The organism is Pseudomonas sp. GZD-222 (assembly GCF_049310525.1).
Lineage (GTDB): Bacteria > Pseudomonadota > Gammaproteobacteria > Pseudomonadales > Pseudomonadaceae > Aquipseudomonas.
In genome coordinates this window covers 1-15,201 of sequence record NZ_JBMOWO010000027.1, presented here as the reverse complement: position 1 = coordinate 15,201, position 15,201 = coordinate 1, and the positions used below count along the sequence as shown (strand labels likewise).

Here is a 15,201-nt window from a genome sequence, read left to right as displayed (position 1 = left end):
GCTTGGCATACTGTGAAAAATCCATTTTCCCTTTTCACGGATGAAAGGCTATGCAAACACTGGATCGAAAACTCGATATCCAGCCCCTGTCGCGGGCTGACATGACCATCCAACTCAACGGCCAACCGGTCGAAGTCGCCTCCGGTGAGACGGTGCTTACCGTGCTCAATGCCGTGGGCATTCGCCAGGTGGCGCGCAACGATCACGCGCAACTGACGGGCGCTTTTTGTGGCATGGGCGTGTGCCACTGCTGCCTGGTTTCAATCAACGGGCGGCCCAAGCGTCGCGCCTGCCAGACCGTGGTCCAGCCTGGTATGCAGGTAGACACCCTGAGCAACCGCTTTGCCGGGCAGGAGGCGCCATGAGTCTGCGTCCTGTAATTGTCGGCGGTGGTTCGGCAGGCATGGCGGCCGCCATTGAACTGGCGCGCCACGGTGTATCTAGTGTGCTGTTCGATGAAGCCTCGCGGCCAGGTGGAGTGGTGTATCGCGGGCCGCTGCGCGCAGGTGTTGATCTGGGGTATCTCGGCGCGCGCTACAGCAAGGCCCTGAACACCCTGCACAAGGAATTTGCCGCCTGCGCCGGGCAGATCGACCTGCGCCTGAACAGCCGGGTGGTAGGCGGTGACGAGCAGCGCCTGATGGTGCTCGATGAACAAGAGTGTCTGCACCAGATCGACTACTCGCACCTGGTGCTGTCGGCCGGATGCCACGAGCGCAATGTGCCGTTTCCAGGCTGGACGCTACCCGGTGTGCTGTTGCTCGGTGGTTTGCAACTGCAGATCAAAAGCGGCGTGGTCAAACCCTTGGGCAGCACAGTGATTGCCGGCACCGGTCCGTTGCTGCCGTTGGTGGCCTGCCAGTTGCACGCTGCCGGGGCGAAAGTGGTCGGCGTCTATGAAGCCTGCGCCTTCGGCAAGATCGCCAAGGAAAGCCTGGCGCTGTTGAACAAGCCACAGCTGTTCCTCGATGGCCTGAGCATGCTCGGCTACATGAAGCTCAATGGCATTCCGATGTATTACGGCTGGGGCGTGGTCGAGGCCAAGGGCGAAGGCGAACTCGGACAGGTGATCCTGGCGCCGTATGACAACAACTGGCAGCCCGATCACAGCCGCGCCCAGCGTGAGCCTGCGCAGACCCTGGCGGTGGGCTACGGCTTTATCCCGCGAACCCAGTTGAGCCAGCAGCTGGGCCTGGAACATGGCTTCAATGACGATGGCTACCTGCGTGCCACGTGCAACGTCTGGCAACAGAGTAGTCAGCCGCACATTCATCTGGCGGGTGACATGAGTGGTATCCGCGGCGGTGAGGCCGCGATGCTGACCGGGCGTATCGCCGCCGTATCGATCCTGCTGCAGCGCGAAGTGCTGAATGCCGAACAAGCCATCGAGCTACGCGAGCAGTACCTTGGCCAGTTGGCAGCGATCAAACGCTTTCGTGCCGGGATAGAGCGCTACACCCAGCGTGGCACCCGGCAGATCGAATTGCCGCGCGCCGATACGGTGATCTGTCGCTGCGAACATGTCACCCGTGCGGATATCGACCTGGCCCTGGAGCAGGGTGTGCAAGACATGGCAGCCTTGAAGATGCGCACCCGGGTGAGTATGGGCGACTGTCAGGGACGCATGTGCGTTGGCTATTGCAGCGACCGCTTGCGCGAAGCCACGGGGCGCGCTGACGTCGGTTGGTTGCGCCCGCGTTTTCCGGTCGACCCGATTCCTTTCTCGGCATTCCAGCAACCCGGCGCGGAGGGCTGACCCATGAACAGAACCTATGATGTCGTGATTGCTGGCGGTGGTGTTATCGGCGCCTCCTGCGCTTATCAGTTGTCCAAACGCAAGAACCTGAAGATCGCCCTGATCGATGCCAAGCGCCCGGGCAATGCCACACGCGCTTCGGCCGGTGGCTTATGGGCGATAGGCGAGTCGGTTGGCCTCGGCTGCGGGGTGATTTTCTTTCGCATGATGTCCAGCCAGCACAAACGCCAGGCCCAAGGCGCTGCGGTGGCGGTGGATGCCAGTACGCCACACATCCTGCCGCAATCGTTCTTCGACTTTGCCCTGCAGTCCAATGCACTTTATCCACAGCTGCACCAGGAGTTGATCGAGCGTCACGGCATGGACTTCAAGTTTGAACGCACGGGCTTGAAGTATGTGATCTACGACGATGAAGACCAGCTGTATGCCGAGCATATCGTTGCGCAGATCCCGCACCTGGCCGAGCAAGTGCGCTGGCTCGACCGCGAGGCCCTGCGCCTGGCGGAACCTGCAGTCAGCCATTCGGCGCGTGGTGCGCTGGAGTTTCTCTGCGATCACCAGGTCAGTCCCTTCCGTCTGGCCGATGCCTATATGGAAGCGGCGCGGCAGAACGGTGTGGACCTGTTTCACAACACCAATGTCACCGGCGTGCTGCACCAGGGATCCCGGGTCAGTGGGGTGCAGACCGCCGAAGCGGGTACCTTTCATTGTCAGACCCTGATCAATGCTGCGGGCGCCTGGGCCGCTGAACTCAGCGAACAGGCGACCGGCCTGCGGATCCCGGTCAGTCCGGTGAAGGGCCAGATCATCCTCACCGAACGCATGCCCAAGCTGTTGAACGGCTGTCTGACCACCAGCGATTGCTACATGGCACAGAAGGACAACGGCGAGATCCTGATTGGCAGCACCACCGAAGACAAGGGCTTCGACGTCAGCAACACCTTCCCGGAAATCAATGGCCTGGTGCAGGGTGCCGTTCGCTGTATTCCGGAGCTGGCGCAGATCAACCTCAAACGTACATGGGCCGGCTTGCGGCCCGGGTCGCCGGATGAATTGCCGATCCTTGGGCCGGTGCCGGAAGTCTCCGGCTACCTGAATGCCTGTGGACATTTCCGCACGGGCATCCTGACCTCGGCGATCACCGGTGTGATGATCGACAAGGTTCTGCATGGGGAAAACTCACCTGTGGATATCACCCCGTTTCTAGCCGAGCGCTTCCACACCGGGGCTGTGGATAAACTCAAGACCGCGCAGGCATAAGCGTTGTATGACCGGCCTTATTGGCCGGTCATACGTTCGATCAGGTCCAGGCAATGCCGGACCTGTGGAGAGTTATCCCCAACCCTGCGACTGAGAATGATGGGGGAAACCGCCGCTGCTTCGCTCAGCGGTGCATAAACGATGTCGTCGCGATGCTGGCGTTGCACCGAGGCGGGTACCAAAGTTATCCCCAGGCCGGCGGCCACCAGTCCTAGAGCGGTCTGCAGTTCATTGGTCCACTGGATCACCTGTACGCTCAGCCCCTGGCTGGAGAACAACGCCATGATGTGGTCGGCGTAACTCGGGCGTGGTGTGGCGGGGTAGAGGACGAAGGGTTCAAAGGCCAGGCGCACCAGGTCAATGGGCTGGCCAATCAACGGATGTCCACAGGGCAGGGCGACCACCAGCGGATCTTCGCGCAATACCTGTTGATCGATGGCGGGGTCGTTGATGTGAATACGGCCAAAGCCGATATCGATGCGCCCGGCTTTCAAGGCTTCGACTTGTTGCAGGGTGATCATCTCCTGCAGGCCCAGCTCCAGTTCTTCAGTGCGTCGGAGTTGGCGAATCAAGTCGGGCAGCAAGTCATAAAGTGTCGAGGGGGCGAAACCGATACGCAGCCATTGGCGCTCGCTGTTGGCGATTCGCCGGGTACCTTCGGAAATCTGCTCAAGCTGGTCGAGCAACATTGCACTCTGCTCGTAAAAGTAGCGCCCGGCTTCAGTCAGGCGCAGCGGACGGCTGCGCTCCAGCAATTCGACCCCCAGGGTTTCCTCCAGCTGACGGATCTGCCGGCTCAAGGGCGGCTGGGCGATGTGCAGCTGTTCGGCGGCGCGGGTGAAGTTCAGGGTCTGCGCGAGCACCCGGAAGTAACGCAGATGGCGCAGTTCCATGATACCTCCAGGGTATTGTTGCCTACCCAACAGATATTGGACTGCCTGCCGGGGCTGACGCAAGCTGGCGTCCTGTGGATAACCAGACCCTGTGGATATCGTCCAGCAAGAACAAGAAGAGGGCAGCCCATGAGCAGCCACCTGTTGAGCGAGCGCAGCTGTGTGTTTGAGCGCGCCGACCCTTATGCCGTGTCCGAATACGTTAACCAGCATGTGGGTGGTCATAGCCTACGTCTGCCCAGAACCGGCGACCTGCAAGCGAGCATCAACCATCGCAAGTTTGCCAGCCTCGACCTGTGCCGCTTGAGCTATGGCGGCAAGGCGCGGATAACCTCGCCTGCTCTGGGTACCCTTTATCACCTGCAGATATTGCTCAAGGGCCACTGCCAGTCCAACTGTCGCGGCAATGAGCATTACTACGTGCCCGGTGAGCTGCTGCTGATCAACCCGGACGATCCGGTGGACCTGACCTACTCGGCCGACTGCGAGAAGTTCATCCTCAAACTGCCGGTCAGCCTGCTGGAGCAGGCGTGCCAGGAGCAGCGTTGGCAAGTGCCCGAGGGTGGCATCCGTTTCAACCGCGCGCGGCATGTCACTGGCGAGTTGGAAGGCTTTATCGGCCTGCTTGGTCTTGTGTGCGAAGAAGCGGAATCCACTCATTCATTGCTGCAGGTACAGGAGCATTACGGGCGCATCGTTGCGAGCAAGCTGCTCAGCTTGCTTGGCAATAATGTTCAGCGTGGCGAACCCGCGCAGCAGCCTCACTCGTTCGAGCAGCTGGCGGCTTACATCGACGCCCATCTGGATCAGGACATCAGTGTTGTCCAGCTGATGAATGTGGCGCGGGTCAGCGAGCGCTCCTTGTACTCGCTGTTCGAACGCCATGCCGGCTTATCGCCCAAAGGCTATGTGCGCCAGCGCAAGCTTGAGCGGATTCATGCGGCGTTGCAGGACCCGGCAAGCCCGGTGCGCAACGTTACCGAGATCGCGCTGGACTACGGTTTCCTGCACCTGGGGCGCTTTGCCGAAAGCTACCGTCAGCGTTACGGCGAGCTGCCCTCGGTCACCTTCAAGCGTCATCGCTGACCCCTGGTCAGCCCTTGCGCAAACTGGATAACGATTCGCAGGAAACGGCTATTGGCCCTTTTGTACTGCTCCTAACCTGAGATCGCGAACACTGCCCGGCAGGTTCGCCATTGGGTTTCGATAACAACAACAAAAGAGACACGCCACATGCGAGCTATCGATATCAACAGCCTGATCGATCAGGCGAAGTTCAATACTTTCCACTGGCGTGTGCTGTTCTGGTGCGCGCTGATCATCATCTTCGACGGTTATGACCTGGTCATCTATGGCGTGGTGTTGCCGGCGTTGATGCAGGAGTGGGGCATGACCCCGCTGCAAGCTGGCGCCCTTGGCAGCTATGCCTTGTTTGGCATGATGTTCGGTGCCCTGGTGTTCGGGCCCTTGTCCGACCGCATCGGGCGCAAGAAATCCATCATGATCTGCGTGATCCTCTTCAGCGGCTTTACCGTGCTCAATGGTTTCGCCCGCAACCCTACCGAATTCGGCATCTGTCGCTTCCTGGCGGGTTTGGGTATCGGCGGGGTGATGCCCAACGTGGTGGCGTTGATGAACGAGTACGCGCCTAAACGTATGCGCAGCACCCTGGTCGCCATCATGTTCAGTGGCTACTCGGTGGGTGGCATGCTCTCGGCGGGTCTGGGTATCGTGTTGTTGCCGGCCTTCGGTTGGCAGTCGGTGTTCTATGTAGCGGTCATTCCCTTGCTGCTGTTGCCGCTGATCCTGCGCTTTTTGCCGGAGTCCCTGGGTTTTCTGGTGCGCCAGGGGCGTACCGAACAGGCCAGCCAATTGCTGCAACGGGTCGAACCCAGCTACCAGCCACAGGCAGGTGACCGCCTGGAAGTGGTCACAGGCGTTGAGGCCGGTGGTTCTGTGCCGCAGCTGTTCCGTGAAGGTCGGGCATTGAGCACCTTGATGCTCTGGGTCGCGTTCTTCTGTTGCCTGCTGATGGTCTATGCCCTCAACTCCTGGCTGCCAAAACTGATGAGCAATGCCGGTTACGGCCTGGGATCGAGCCTGGCCTTCCTCCTGGTGCTCAACTTCGGGGCGATTTTTGGTGCGGTCGGTGGCGGCTGGATTGGCGATCGGTTCAAGCTCGACCGTGTGCTGGTGGTGTTCTTCGCGCTGGCAGCGTTGTCGATCAGCCTGCTTGGCTTCAAAAGCCCGACACCGGTGTTGTACTTGCTGATCGCGATTGCCGGGGCCACCACTATTGGTACGCAGATCCTGGCCTATGCCTGTGTCGCCCAGTTCTATCCGATGGGCATCCGCTCCACGGGGCTGGGGTGGGCATCGGGCATAGGTCGTAGCGGGGCCATCGTCGGCCCGATCCTCGGCGGCCTGTTGCTGGGTATCCAGTTGCCGCTGGCACTGAACTTCATGGCCTTCGCGGTGCCGGGTGCGGTGGCGGCGGTGGCGATGATGGTGTTTGCCAGCCGTAGTTCTGCGCAGGCCGGGGTAGGGCTGCAGTCGGCGGCTTAGTCTCATCGCGGGGCAAGCCCGCTCCCACCGGGACCGCGTTGAACCGGTGGGAGCGGGCTTGCCCCGCGATACAGACGCCACAGTTCTCAAGTCAAAAACAACAATAAAAAGAGCACGTCATCATGAACAACTTCCGTCCAACCGGGTTGCTGTCTTTGCTCGCCCTGAGTTTCACCACCCAGGCCGCCGAACCTGATTTCTTCAAGGACGCCACCGCCACTCTGCAGGCGCGCAACTACTACTTCAGCCGTGATTTTTCCGGCATCGTCGGCGCCAACCAGCAGTCCAAGGCCGAGGAGTGGGGGCAGGGCTTCATTCTCAATTTCAAGTCGGGCTACACCCCCGGAACCATCGGTGTGGGCGTCGATGCCATCGGCCTGCTCGGCCTCAAGCTCGACAGCAGCCCGGACCGTACCGGCACCGGCCTGCTGCCGGTACAGGATGACGGCCGTGCCGCTGACGAATACAGCCGCGCAGGGGCGACCTTGAAGCTGCGCTATTCGAAGACCGAACTGAAGGTCGGTGAACTGCAAACCAACCTGCCGATCCTCCAGTACAACGACTCTCGCCTGCTGCCGCCGACTTATCAGGGCGCCAGCATCAGCTCGGCCGAAATCGACGGCCTGACCCTGCAGGTCGGGCACCTGAGCTCCACCAGCCTGCGCAACGAATCGGGCGACGAAAAAATGATCGCCATGCTCGGGCACCTGCCTCAGCGTCAGGCTGACAGCGATGCCTTCAACTTTGCCGGTGGTGACTACAGCTTCAACGCTAACCGCAGCACCCTGAGCCTTTGGTATGGCCGTCTGGAGGATATCTATCAACAGGGTTTTGTCGGCCTCAAGCACAGCCAGCCGGTGGGTGATTGGGTGCTCGGCGCCAACCTTGGCTACTTCAGCGCCAAGGAGCAGGGCGAAAGCCGCATCGGCGATATCGACAACCAGGCGTTCTATTCGCTGTTGTCGGCCAAGCGCGGCGGGCATACCTTCAGCGTCGGCTACCAGGGAATCTTTGGCGAGAACGCGTTTCCACGAGTGTTTCCGAACATTTCACCGTTGGGTAACGAGGTGCCAACCTATGAGTTTTCCTATGCCGATGAGCGCTCCTGGCAGGTGCGCTATGACTACGACTTTGTGGCCATGGGGGTTCCGGGGCTGACGGCAACGGTGCGCTACCTGAAAGGCAATAATGTCGACACCGGGCTGGGCTTCGAGGGCAAGGAGCATGAGCGTGATCTGGACATCGGCTATGCGGTGCAGAGCGGTGTGTTGAAGGGGCTGGGGGTGCGCTTGCGCAATGCCATGGCGCGGTCCAACTACCGTTCGGATATTGATGAGAACCGGGTGATCCTGACGTATACCTGGACCTTGTTGTAACTGATCGCGGGGCAAGCCTGCTCCCACGGTGGGAGCGGGTTTGCCCCCGATGCTTTTGGAAACACACCGTCCATCCACGGATTGGTCGAAAACCCGTGCTATCGCTTAGACTCGCAGGATAACTACAACGAGTGTCCTGGTATGGAGAGTCCCCTGCTCAGTGAGCGCAGCCGGGTTTTCGATCGTGCCGATCCTTATGCCGTGTCGACCTACGTCAATCAGCATGTGGGGGTGCACCACATCCGCCTGCCGCGTTACGGGCATCCCGAGGCGTGCCTCGATCATCGCAAATTCGCCAGCCTTGATCTGTGCCGGATCAGCTACGGTGGCGAAGTACGGGTGATGTCGCCGGCGTTGGAAAACGTCTTTCACCTGCAAATCCTGCTGCGTGGCCATTGCCTGTGGCGGCGTGGTCGTGCCGAGCGTTTGCTCGGGCCGGGCGAGTTGCTGTTGATCAATCCGGACGAACCGGTCGACCTGGCTTATTCCGCCGACTGCGAAAAATTCATTCTGAAGCTGCCCAACCGCTTGCTGGAAAGTGTTTGCGATGAGCAACGCTGGCAGCGCCCAGGCGAAGGCGTGCGCTTTCTCCAAAGTCATTACCAATTGCTGGCGCTGGAAGGATTCGCCGGGCTGCTGGCCATGGTCTGCCATGAAGCCGAAGCCAGTGAGCCGCTGTTGCGGGTGCAGGAGCACTACAGCCAGATCGTCGCCAGCAAGATGCTGACCTTGATGCCGACCAACGTCAGTCGCGAGGCACTGACCAGCCAGGCCGTGACCTTTGACCGGATTGCCGGCTACATCGAGGGCAACCTCAAGCTGGATATCTGCAGTGAACAACTGGCGCGCCAGGCCAGCATGAGCCTGCGTTCGTTGTATGCGTTGTTCGAGCGCAATGCCGGAACCACGCCGAAAATCTACATACGCCAGAAGAAGCTCGAACGTATTCACGCCAGCCTCGCCGACCCCAACTGCCCGGTGCGCAGCATCACCGAACTGGCCATGGATTATGGCTTCGTGCACCTGGGCCGTTTCTCGGAAAACTACAAGTCGCTGTTCGGCGAACTCCCCTCCGACACCCTCAAGCGTCGTTCCTGACACTTTGCAGAAAACGGATAAAGGTCTGCACAAAGCGGATATTTGCCGTCCCCCTCGCTCCTTAACCTGACATGGCCTGAACACAATAACAACGGAGGCCCCGGCCATGTCCCTGGGATTCGATTACCTTAATTCCCTGCTTGAAGAAGATCAGGAGAAGGGCGTCTTTCGCTGCAAGCGCGAGATGTTCACCGACCCCCGTCTGTTCGATCTTGAGATGAAACACATCTTCGAGGGCAACTGGCTGTACCTTGCCCACGAGAGCCAGATTCCTGAAAAGAACGACTTCCTCACCACCACCATGGGGCGCCAGGCGATCTTCATCGCGCGCAACAAGGATGGTGTGCTCAATGCCTTCCTCAATGCCTGCAGCCACCGCGGTGCGATGCTCTGCCGGCACAAGAGCGGTAACCGCTCGTCCTACACCTGCCCGTTCCACGGCTGGACTTTCAACAACTCCGGCAAGCTGCTCAAGGTCAAGGATCCGGTCGATGCCGGCTACCCGGCGAGCTTCAACTGCGAAGGCTCCCATGACCTGACCAAGGTCGCGCGTTTCGAGTCCTATCGCGGCTTCCTGTTTGGCAGCCTGAACCCGGACGTCGTGCCGCTGGTCGAGCACCTGGGCGAATCGGCAAAGATCATCGACATGATCGTCGATCAGTCGCCGCAAGGTCTGGAAGTGCTGCGCGGTTCTTCCTCCTACATCTATGAAGGCAACTGGAAGCTGACCGCCGAGAACGGCGCCGATGGCTACCACGTCAGCGCCGTGCACTGGAACTATGCTGCCACCCAGAACCAGCGCAAGCAGCGCGAGGCGGGCAGCGAAGTGAAAACCATGAGTGCGGGCGGCTGGGCCAAGAGCGGTGGTGGTTTCTACTCCTTCGACAAAGGTCACCTGCTGCTCTGGACCCGTTGGGCCAACCCCGAGGACCGTCCGCTGTTTGAACGCCGTGACGAGCTGGCCGCCGACTTCGGTCAGGCCCGTGCCAACTGGATGATCGAGAACTCGCGCAACCTGTGCCTGTACCCGAACGTGTACCTGATGGACCAGTTCAGCTCGCAGATCCGTATTGCCCGGCCCATCGCCGTGGACAAGACCGAGATCACCATCTATTGCATCGCGCCGAAGGGCGAGAGCGCCGAGGCCCGCTCCCAGCGCATCCGTCAGTACGAGGACTTCTTCAACGTCAGCGGCATGGCCACTCCGGACGACCTCGAAGAGTTCCGCTCGTGCCAGATGGGTTATCAGGGCGGGCGTGGCTGGAACGACATGTCCCGCGGGGCCACCCATTGGGTCGACGGCGCCGATGCCGCTGCGCAGGAAATCGACCTGCATCCGCAAATGAGCGGTGTGCGTACCGAAGACGAAGGCCTGTTCGTGCTGCAACACAAGTACTGGCAGGAAACCATGCTCAAGGCCCTCGCCGACGAGCAACAGCTGATCCCAGTGGAGGCCGTGCAATGAGCATTTCCTTCGAGCAAGTACGCGACTTTCTCTATGAAGAAGCGCGTTACCTGGACGACAGCCAGTGGGACAACTGGCTGGAGTGCTACGCCGCCGACGCCACCTTCTGGATGCCGGCCTGGGACGACAACGACCAGCTTACCGAAGACCCGCAACGGGAAATCTCGCTGATCTGGTACGGCAACCGTGGCGGTCTGGAAGACCGTGTGTTCCGGATCAAGACCGAACGCTCCAGTGCGACCATGCCCGACACCCGGACCTCGCACAACATCAGCAACATCGAACTGCTGGAACAGAACGATGGCGTCTGCAAGGTGCGCTTCAACTGGCACACCCTGAGCTTTCGCTACAAGACAGTGGACAGTCACTTCGGCACCAGTTTCTACACCCTTGATGTGCGCGGCGAACGGCCGCTGATCAAGGCCAAGAAAGTCGTGCTCAAGAACGACTACGTGCGTCAGGTCATCGACGTTTACCACATCTGAATCCAGCTTTTCTGCGAGGTGCGCCATGCACAAGATCGCCTTGAATTTCGAAGACGGGGTTACCCGTTTCATTGACGCCACTGCTGACGAAACCGTGGCCGATGCCGCCTACCGCCAAGGCATCAACATTCCGCTGGACTGCCGTGATGGCGCCTGCGGTACCTGCAAGTGCTTTGCCGAGGCCGGTCGTTACGACCTGGGCCAGGAATACATCGAAGATGCCTTGAGCGAGGAAGAAGCCGCCCAGGGTTATGTGCTGACCTGCCAGATGCGCGCCGAAAGCGATTGCGTGGTGCGCATTCCGGCATCGTCGCAGGTGTGCAAGACCGAGCAGTCCAGCTACCAGGCCAGCATCAGCGCAGTACGCCAGCTGTCCGATAGCACCATTGCCCTGTCGATCAAGGGTGATGCCCTGAGCCGTCTGGCCTTCCTGCCCGGGCAATACGTCAACCTCGGCGTGCCCGGCAGCGAGCAGACCCGTGCTTATTCGTTCAGCTCGCTGCAAAAGGACGGCGAGGTCAGTTTCCTGATCCGCAACGTGCCGGGCGGCCTGATGAGCAGCTTCCTCACCGGCCTGGCCAAGGCTGGCGACAACATGACCCTGGCCGGCCCGTTGGGCAGTTTCTACCTGCGTGAAATCCGCCGCCCTCTGCTGTTGCTGGCGGGTGGTACCGGGCTGGCGCCGTTCACCGCGATGTTGGAAAAGATCGCCGAGGAGGGCAGCGAGCATCCGCTGCATCTTATCTACGGCGTGACCAACGACTTCGACCTGGTGGAGCTTGACCGCCTGCAAGCGCTGGCGGCACGCATCCCCAACTTCAGCTACAGCGCCTGCGTGGCCAACCCCGAGAGTCAGCACCCGCTCAAGGGTTACGTCACCCAGCACATCGAGCCGCGTCACCTCAACGAAGGCGATGTCGATGTGTACCTGTGCGGTCCGCCGCCAATGGTCGAAGCGGTCAGCCAGTACATCCGCGAACAGGGCATTACCCCGGCGAACTTCTACTACGAAAAATTCGCCGCCGCCGCTGCCTGAACCTGTTTTATGGGGCCGGTCGCATCGTGCGGGTACGGTCGGTCCCTTTTTTATTCGAGGTTGTCATGAACAACAGATTCGACAACAAGGTCGCGCTGGTTACCGGCGCGGCGCAGGGCATCGGCCGCCGCCTGTGTGAACGCTTGCTCGAAGAAGGCGCGACGCTGGTGGCCGTGGATCGTTCTGAGCTGGTCCATGAGCTGCAAGGCGAAGGTGTGCTGACCCTGACCGCAGACCTGGAGCAGTACGACGACTGCAACCGGGTGATGGCTGCTGCGGTGGAGCGCTTCGGTCGCCTCGATGTGTTGGTCAACAACGTTGGCGGCACCATCTGGGCCAAGCCTTTCGAGCACTACGAAGCGGCGCAGATCGAAGCCGAAGTGCGGCGCTCGTTGTTCCCCACCCTGTGGTGCTGTCATGCGGCATTGCCCTACATGCTTGAGCAGGGGCGCGGCGCAATCGTCAACGTTTCCTCGATCGCCACACGCAGCGTCAATCGCGTGCCGTACGGCGCAGCCAAAGGCGGAGTGAACGCCCTGACCGCCTGCCTGGCCTTTGAAACCGCTGGCCGCGGTGTACGGGTCAACGCCACGGCGCCCGGTGGCACCGAAGCACCGCCACGCCGGGTGCCACGCAACAGCGGCGAGCAGAGCGGCGACGAGAAAGTCTGGTACCAGCAGATCGTCGACCAGACCCTCGATAGCAGCCTGATGAAGCGCTACGGCAACCTCGACGAACAGGTTGGCGCGATCCTCTTTCTGGCCTCCGACGAGGCTTCCTACATCACCGGCACGGTGTTGCCGGTTGGCGGCGGCGACCTCGGCTGAGCGCCCCCTGGAGATCTCGATGAGTCATCCTTTGATTGAACGCATCTCGACGCTGATCGTCGACCTGCCCACCATTCGTCCGCACAAGCTGGCGATGCACACCATGCAGCAGCAGACCCTGGTGATCATCCGCCTGCAGTGTTCGGATGGCATCGAAGGCCTTGGTGAATCCACCACCATTGGTGGTCTGGCCTATGGCAACGAAAGCCCGGAAAGCATCAAACAGAACATCGACAGCTACTTCGCGCCACTGTTGATCGGTCAGAACGCCAGCAATATCAATGCGGCGATGCAGCGTCTGGACAAGGTCATCAAGGGCAACACCTTCGCCCGCTCCGGGATCGAAAGCGCCTTGCTCGATGCTCAGGGCAAGCGCCAGGGCCTGGCAGTCAGCGAACTGCTTGGCGGGCGTGTGCGCGACAGCCTGGAAGTGGCCTGGACCCTGGCCAGCGGCGACACCGCCCGCGACATCGCTGAGGCCGAGCAGATGCTCGACCTGCGCCGTCACCGCATCTTCAAACTGAAGATCGGCTCCAACGAAGTCGCCCACGACCTCAAACATGTGACCGCGATCAAACGTGCGCTGGGCGAGCGCGCCAGCGTGCGGGTCGACGTCAATCAGTACTGGGATGAGTCCCAGGCAATCCGTGCCTGCCAGGTGCTGGGCGACAACGGTATCGACCTGGTCGAGCAGCCGATCTCGCGCATCAACCGTGCCGGCCAGGTACGCCTGAACCTGCGCAGCCCGGCACCGATCATGGCCGATGAGTCGATCGAAAGCGTCGAGGATGCTTTCAGCCTGGCTGCCGACGGCGCCGCCAGCATCTTCGCTCTGAAGATCGCCAAGAACGGTGGCCCGCGTGCCGTGTTGCGCACCGCGCAGATCGCCGAAGCCGCCGGCATTGCCCTGTACGGCGGAACCATGCTCGAAGGTTCGATCGGCACCCTGGCCGCCGCTCATGCCTTTGTCACCCTGAACAAGCTGACCTGGCACACCGAACTGTTCGGCCCGCTGCTGCTGACCGAAGAGATCGTGAACGAAGCGCCGGTGTATCGCGACTTCGCCCTGCACGTACCACGCACCCCGGGCCTGGGCCTGACCCTGGACGAAGAGCGCCTGGCGTTCTTCAGCCGCAAGTAAGGAGAGATGCCATGTTGTTCCACGTGAAAATGACCGTGAACCTGCCCCTGGACATGGACCCGGCCAAAGCCGCGCAGCTCAAGGCCGACGAAAAAGAGCTGGCCCAGCGTCTGCAGCGCGAAGGCAGCTGGCGCCACCTGTGGCGCATCGCCGGGCACTACGCCAACTACAGCGTATTCGACCTGCCCAGCGTCGAGGCGCTGCACGACACCCTGATGCAGCTGCCGCTGTTCCCCTACATGGACATCGAGATCGATGGCCTGTGCCGCCACCCGTCATCGATCCACAGCGACGACCGTTGAACGTGTAACGCCGATAACAACAATTCGAGGTACATATCATGACCGTGAAGATTGCTCACACTGCCGATGTCCAGAAATTCTTCGAAGAAGTCAGTGGCCTGAACAACGACCTGGGTAGCCCGCGCATGAAGCTGGTGACCAACCGTATCGTCAACGACGTGGCCCGCATCATCGAAGACCTGCAAGTGACCCCTGATGAATTCTGGAAGGCGGTGGATTACCTCAACCGCCTGGGTTCGCGCCAGGAAGCCGGCCTGCTGGTGGCCGGCTTGGGCGTCGAGCACTACCTGGACCTGCAACTGGATGCCCAGGACGCCGAAGCCGGCATCAGTGGTGGTACCCCGCGTACCATCGAAGGGCCGTTGTATGTCGCCGGCGCACCGATGGCCGAAGGCGAAGTGCGCATGGACGATGGCCTGGATCCGGGCACGGTGATGTTCCTTCAGGGCCGCGTCCTGGACGAGCAGGGCCAGCCGGTGGCTGGCGCCGTGGTGGACCTGTGGCATGCCAATACTCAGGGCACATACTCGTACTTCGACAGCACCCAGTCGGACTACAACCTGCGCCGGCGCATCGTCACCGACGCCGAAGGCCGCTACCGCGCGCGCAGCATCGTGCCATCGGGTTATGGCTGCCCGGCTGATGGTCCGACCCAGGAGTTGCTCAATCAGCTCGGTCGTCACGGCAATCGCCCGGCGCATATTCACTTCTTTATTTCGGCACCGGGTTACCGGCACCTGACTACTCAGATCAACCTGGCGGGTGACGAGTACCTGTGGGACGACTTCGCCTATGCCACCCGTGACGGCCTTATCGGCGAGTTGCGCTTTGTCGAGGATGCGGCGGCAGCTGACGCCCGTGGTGTAGAAGGGCGCTTTGCTGAAATGGACTTCGACTTCCAGTTGCTCGGCGCACCTAAGCCTGCGAGCGAAGCGCGCAGCAAGCGGCCGCGGGCATTGCAGGACGCCTGAGAACCGGGTTGAATCCCTCGCGGGGG

15 protein-coding genes are annotated in these 15,201 nt (G+C 61.0%); 14 read left to right on the top strand and 1 reads right to left on the bottom strand.

The window, feature by feature from the left end; genetic code table 11:
• Positions 1–50: 50 nt before the first annotated feature.
• From hcnA to hcnC, 3 genes are read left to right on the top strand one after another with little or no spacing between them, the layout of a single operon-like run.
• Positions 51–365, top strand: a complete 315-nt coding sequence (gene hcnA, locus ACO6VD_RS05325; protein WP_400171461.1) for a cyanide-forming glycine dehydrogenase subunit HcnA — start codon at positions 51–53, stop codon at positions 363–365.
• Positions 362–1,756 carry a cyanide-forming glycine dehydrogenase subunit HcnB gene (gene hcnB, locus ACO6VD_RS05320; protein WP_422417502.1) on the top strand — a complete coding sequence of 465 codons (1,395 nt, stop codon included), beginning with the start codon at positions 362–364 and terminating at the stop codon, positions 1,754–1,756. Before hcnA ends, hcnB begins: the two co-directional genes overlap by 4 nt.
• 3 nt (positions 1,757–1,759) lie before the next feature.
• Positions 1,760–3,016 (top strand): cyanide-forming glycine dehydrogenase subunit HcnC, encoded by a 1,257-nt coding sequence (hcnC, locus tag ACO6VD_RS05315; protein WP_422417501.1) that lies wholly within the window; start codon positions 1,760–1,762, stop codon positions 3,014–3,016.
• Positions 3,017–3,033: 17 nt separating this feature from the next.
• Here hcnC and ACO6VD_RS05310 read toward each other — a convergent pair whose 3' ends face one another.
• Positions 3,034–3,909, bottom strand: a complete 876-nt coding sequence (locus tag ACO6VD_RS05310) for a LysR family transcriptional regulator (protein WP_422417500.1) — start codon at positions 3,907–3,909, stop codon at positions 3,034–3,036.
• Positions 3,910–4,038: 129 nt separating this feature from the next.
• Between ACO6VD_RS05310 and ACO6VD_RS05305 the strand changes: the two genes are divergently transcribed.
• From ACO6VD_RS05305 to catA, 11 genes are all read left to right on the top strand, one after another.
• Positions 4,039–4,995, top strand: coding sequence for an AraC family transcriptional regulator (locus tag ACO6VD_RS05305; RefSeq protein ID WP_422417499.1), 957 nt, complete (start codon positions 4,039–4,041; stop codon positions 4,993–4,995).
• 147 nt (positions 4,996–5,142) lie between these two features.
• Positions 5,143–6,474, top strand: coding sequence for an aromatic acid/H+ symport family MFS transporter (locus tag ACO6VD_RS05300; RefSeq protein WP_422417498.1), 1,332 nt, complete (start codon positions 5,143–5,145; stop codon positions 6,472–6,474).
• A 122-nt stretch (positions 6,475–6,596) separates the two neighbouring features.
• Positions 6,597–7,850, top strand: coding sequence for an OprD family porin (locus tag ACO6VD_RS05295; RefSeq protein ID WP_422417497.1), 1,254 nt, complete (start codon positions 6,597–6,599; stop codon positions 7,848–7,850).
• A 141-nt stretch (positions 7,851–7,991) separates the two neighbouring features.
• Positions 7,992–8,948, top strand: a complete 957-nt coding sequence (locus ACO6VD_RS05290; protein WP_400173156.1) for an AraC family transcriptional regulator — start codon at positions 7,992–7,994, stop codon at positions 8,946–8,948.
• Between the two features lie 106 nt (positions 8,949–9,054).
• On the top strand, positions 9,055–10,413 hold the full coding sequence (gene benA, locus ACO6VD_RS05285) for a benzoate 1,2-dioxygenase large subunit (protein WP_400173157.1): 1,359 nt from the start codon (positions 9,055–9,057) through the stop codon (positions 10,411–10,413).
• A complete protein-coding gene (gene benB / locus ACO6VD_RS05280) occupies positions 10,410–10,898 on the top strand; it encodes a benzoate 1,2-dioxygenase small subunit (protein WP_038616069.1) in 489 nt (162 codons plus the stop codon). Before benA ends, benB begins: the two co-directional genes overlap by 4 nt.
• A gap of 25 nt (positions 10,899–10,923) precedes the next feature.
• The gene (gene benC / locus ACO6VD_RS05275) at positions 10,924–11,934 is read left to right on the top strand and encodes a benzoate 1,2-dioxygenase electron transfer component BenC (RefSeq protein WP_400173158.1); all 1,011 of its coding nucleotides are present in this window, start codon (positions 10,924–10,926) and stop codon (positions 11,932–11,934) included.
• A 65-nt stretch (positions 11,935–11,999) separates the two neighbouring features.
• On the top strand, positions 12,000–12,761 hold the full coding sequence (locus ACO6VD_RS05270; protein ID WP_422417495.1) for a 1,6-dihydroxycyclohexa-2,4-diene-1-carboxylate dehydrogenase: 762 nt from the start codon (positions 12,000–12,002) through the stop codon (positions 12,759–12,761).
• Positions 12,762–12,780: 19 nt separating this feature from the next.
• Positions 12,781–13,902 (top strand): muconate cycloisomerase family protein, encoded by a 1,122-nt coding sequence (locus ACO6VD_RS05265; RefSeq protein WP_422417494.1) that lies wholly within the window; start codon positions 12,781–12,783, stop codon positions 13,900–13,902.
• 11 nt (positions 13,903–13,913) lie between these two features.
• A complete protein-coding gene (gene catC, locus ACO6VD_RS05260) occupies positions 13,914–14,204 on the top strand; it encodes a muconolactone Delta-isomerase (protein ID WP_133213657.1) in 291 nt (96 codons plus the stop codon).
• A 38-nt stretch (positions 14,205–14,242) separates the two neighbouring features.
• Positions 14,243–15,175 (top strand): catechol 1,2-dioxygenase, encoded by a 933-nt coding sequence (gene catA / locus ACO6VD_RS05255; protein ID WP_400173163.1) that lies wholly within the window; start codon positions 14,243–14,245, stop codon positions 15,173–15,175.
• Positions 15,176–15,201 lie beyond the last annotated feature (26 nt).

Bases quoted from the DNA above. Each gene is read 5' to 3' on its own strand.
- hcnC (WP_422417501.1), top strand. From the start codon at position 1,760: ATGAACAGAACCTATGATGTCGTGATTGCTGGCGGTGGTGTTATCGGC.
- ACO6VD_RS05295 (WP_422417497.1), top strand. From the start codon at position 6,597: ATGAACAACTTCCGTCCAACCGGGTTGCTGTCTTTGCTCGCCCTGAGT.
- benA (WP_400173157.1), top strand. From the start codon at position 9,055: ATGTCCCTGGGATTCGATTACCTTAATTCCCTGCTTGAAGAAGATCAG.
- hcnA (WP_400171461.1), top strand. From the start codon at position 51: ATGCAAACACTGGATCGAAAACTCGATATCCAGCCCCTGTCGCGGGCT.
- ACO6VD_RS05305 (WP_422417499.1), top strand. From the start codon at position 4,039: ATGAGCAGCCACCTGTTGAGCGAGCGCAGCTGTGTGTTTGAGCGCGCC.
- hcnB (WP_422417502.1), top strand. From the start codon at position 362: ATGAGTCTGCGTCCTGTAATTGTCGGCGGTGGTTCGGCAGGCATGGCG.
- catC (WP_133213657.1), top strand. From the start codon at position 13,914: ATGTTGTTCCACGTGAAAATGACCGTGAACCTGCCCCTGGACATGGAC.
- ACO6VD_RS05310 (WP_422417500.1), bottom strand. From the start codon at position 3,909: ATGGAACTGCGCCATCTGCGTTACTTCCGGGTGCTCGCGCAGACCCTG.
- ACO6VD_RS05265 (WP_422417494.1), top strand. From the start codon at position 12,781: ATGAGTCATCCTTTGATTGAACGCATCTCGACGCTGATCGTCGACCTG.
- benB (WP_038616069.1), top strand. From the start codon at position 10,410: ATGAGCATTTCCTTCGAGCAAGTACGCGACTTTCTCTATGAAGAAGCG.
- benC (WP_400173158.1), top strand. From the start codon at position 10,924: ATGCACAAGATCGCCTTGAATTTCGAAGACGGGGTTACCCGTTTCATT.
- catA (WP_400173163.1), top strand. From the start codon at position 14,243: ATGACCGTGAAGATTGCTCACACTGCCGATGTCCAGAAATTCTTCGAA.
- ACO6VD_RS05290 (WP_400173156.1), top strand. From the start codon at position 7,992: ATGGAGAGTCCCCTGCTCAGTGAGCGCAGCCGGGTTTTCGATCGTGCC.
- ACO6VD_RS05270 (WP_422417495.1), top strand. From the start codon at position 12,000: ATGAACAACAGATTCGACAACAAGGTCGCGCTGGTTACCGGCGCGGCG.
- ACO6VD_RS05300 (WP_422417498.1), top strand. From the start codon at position 5,143: ATGCGAGCTATCGATATCAACAGCCTGATCGATCAGGCGAAGTTCAAT.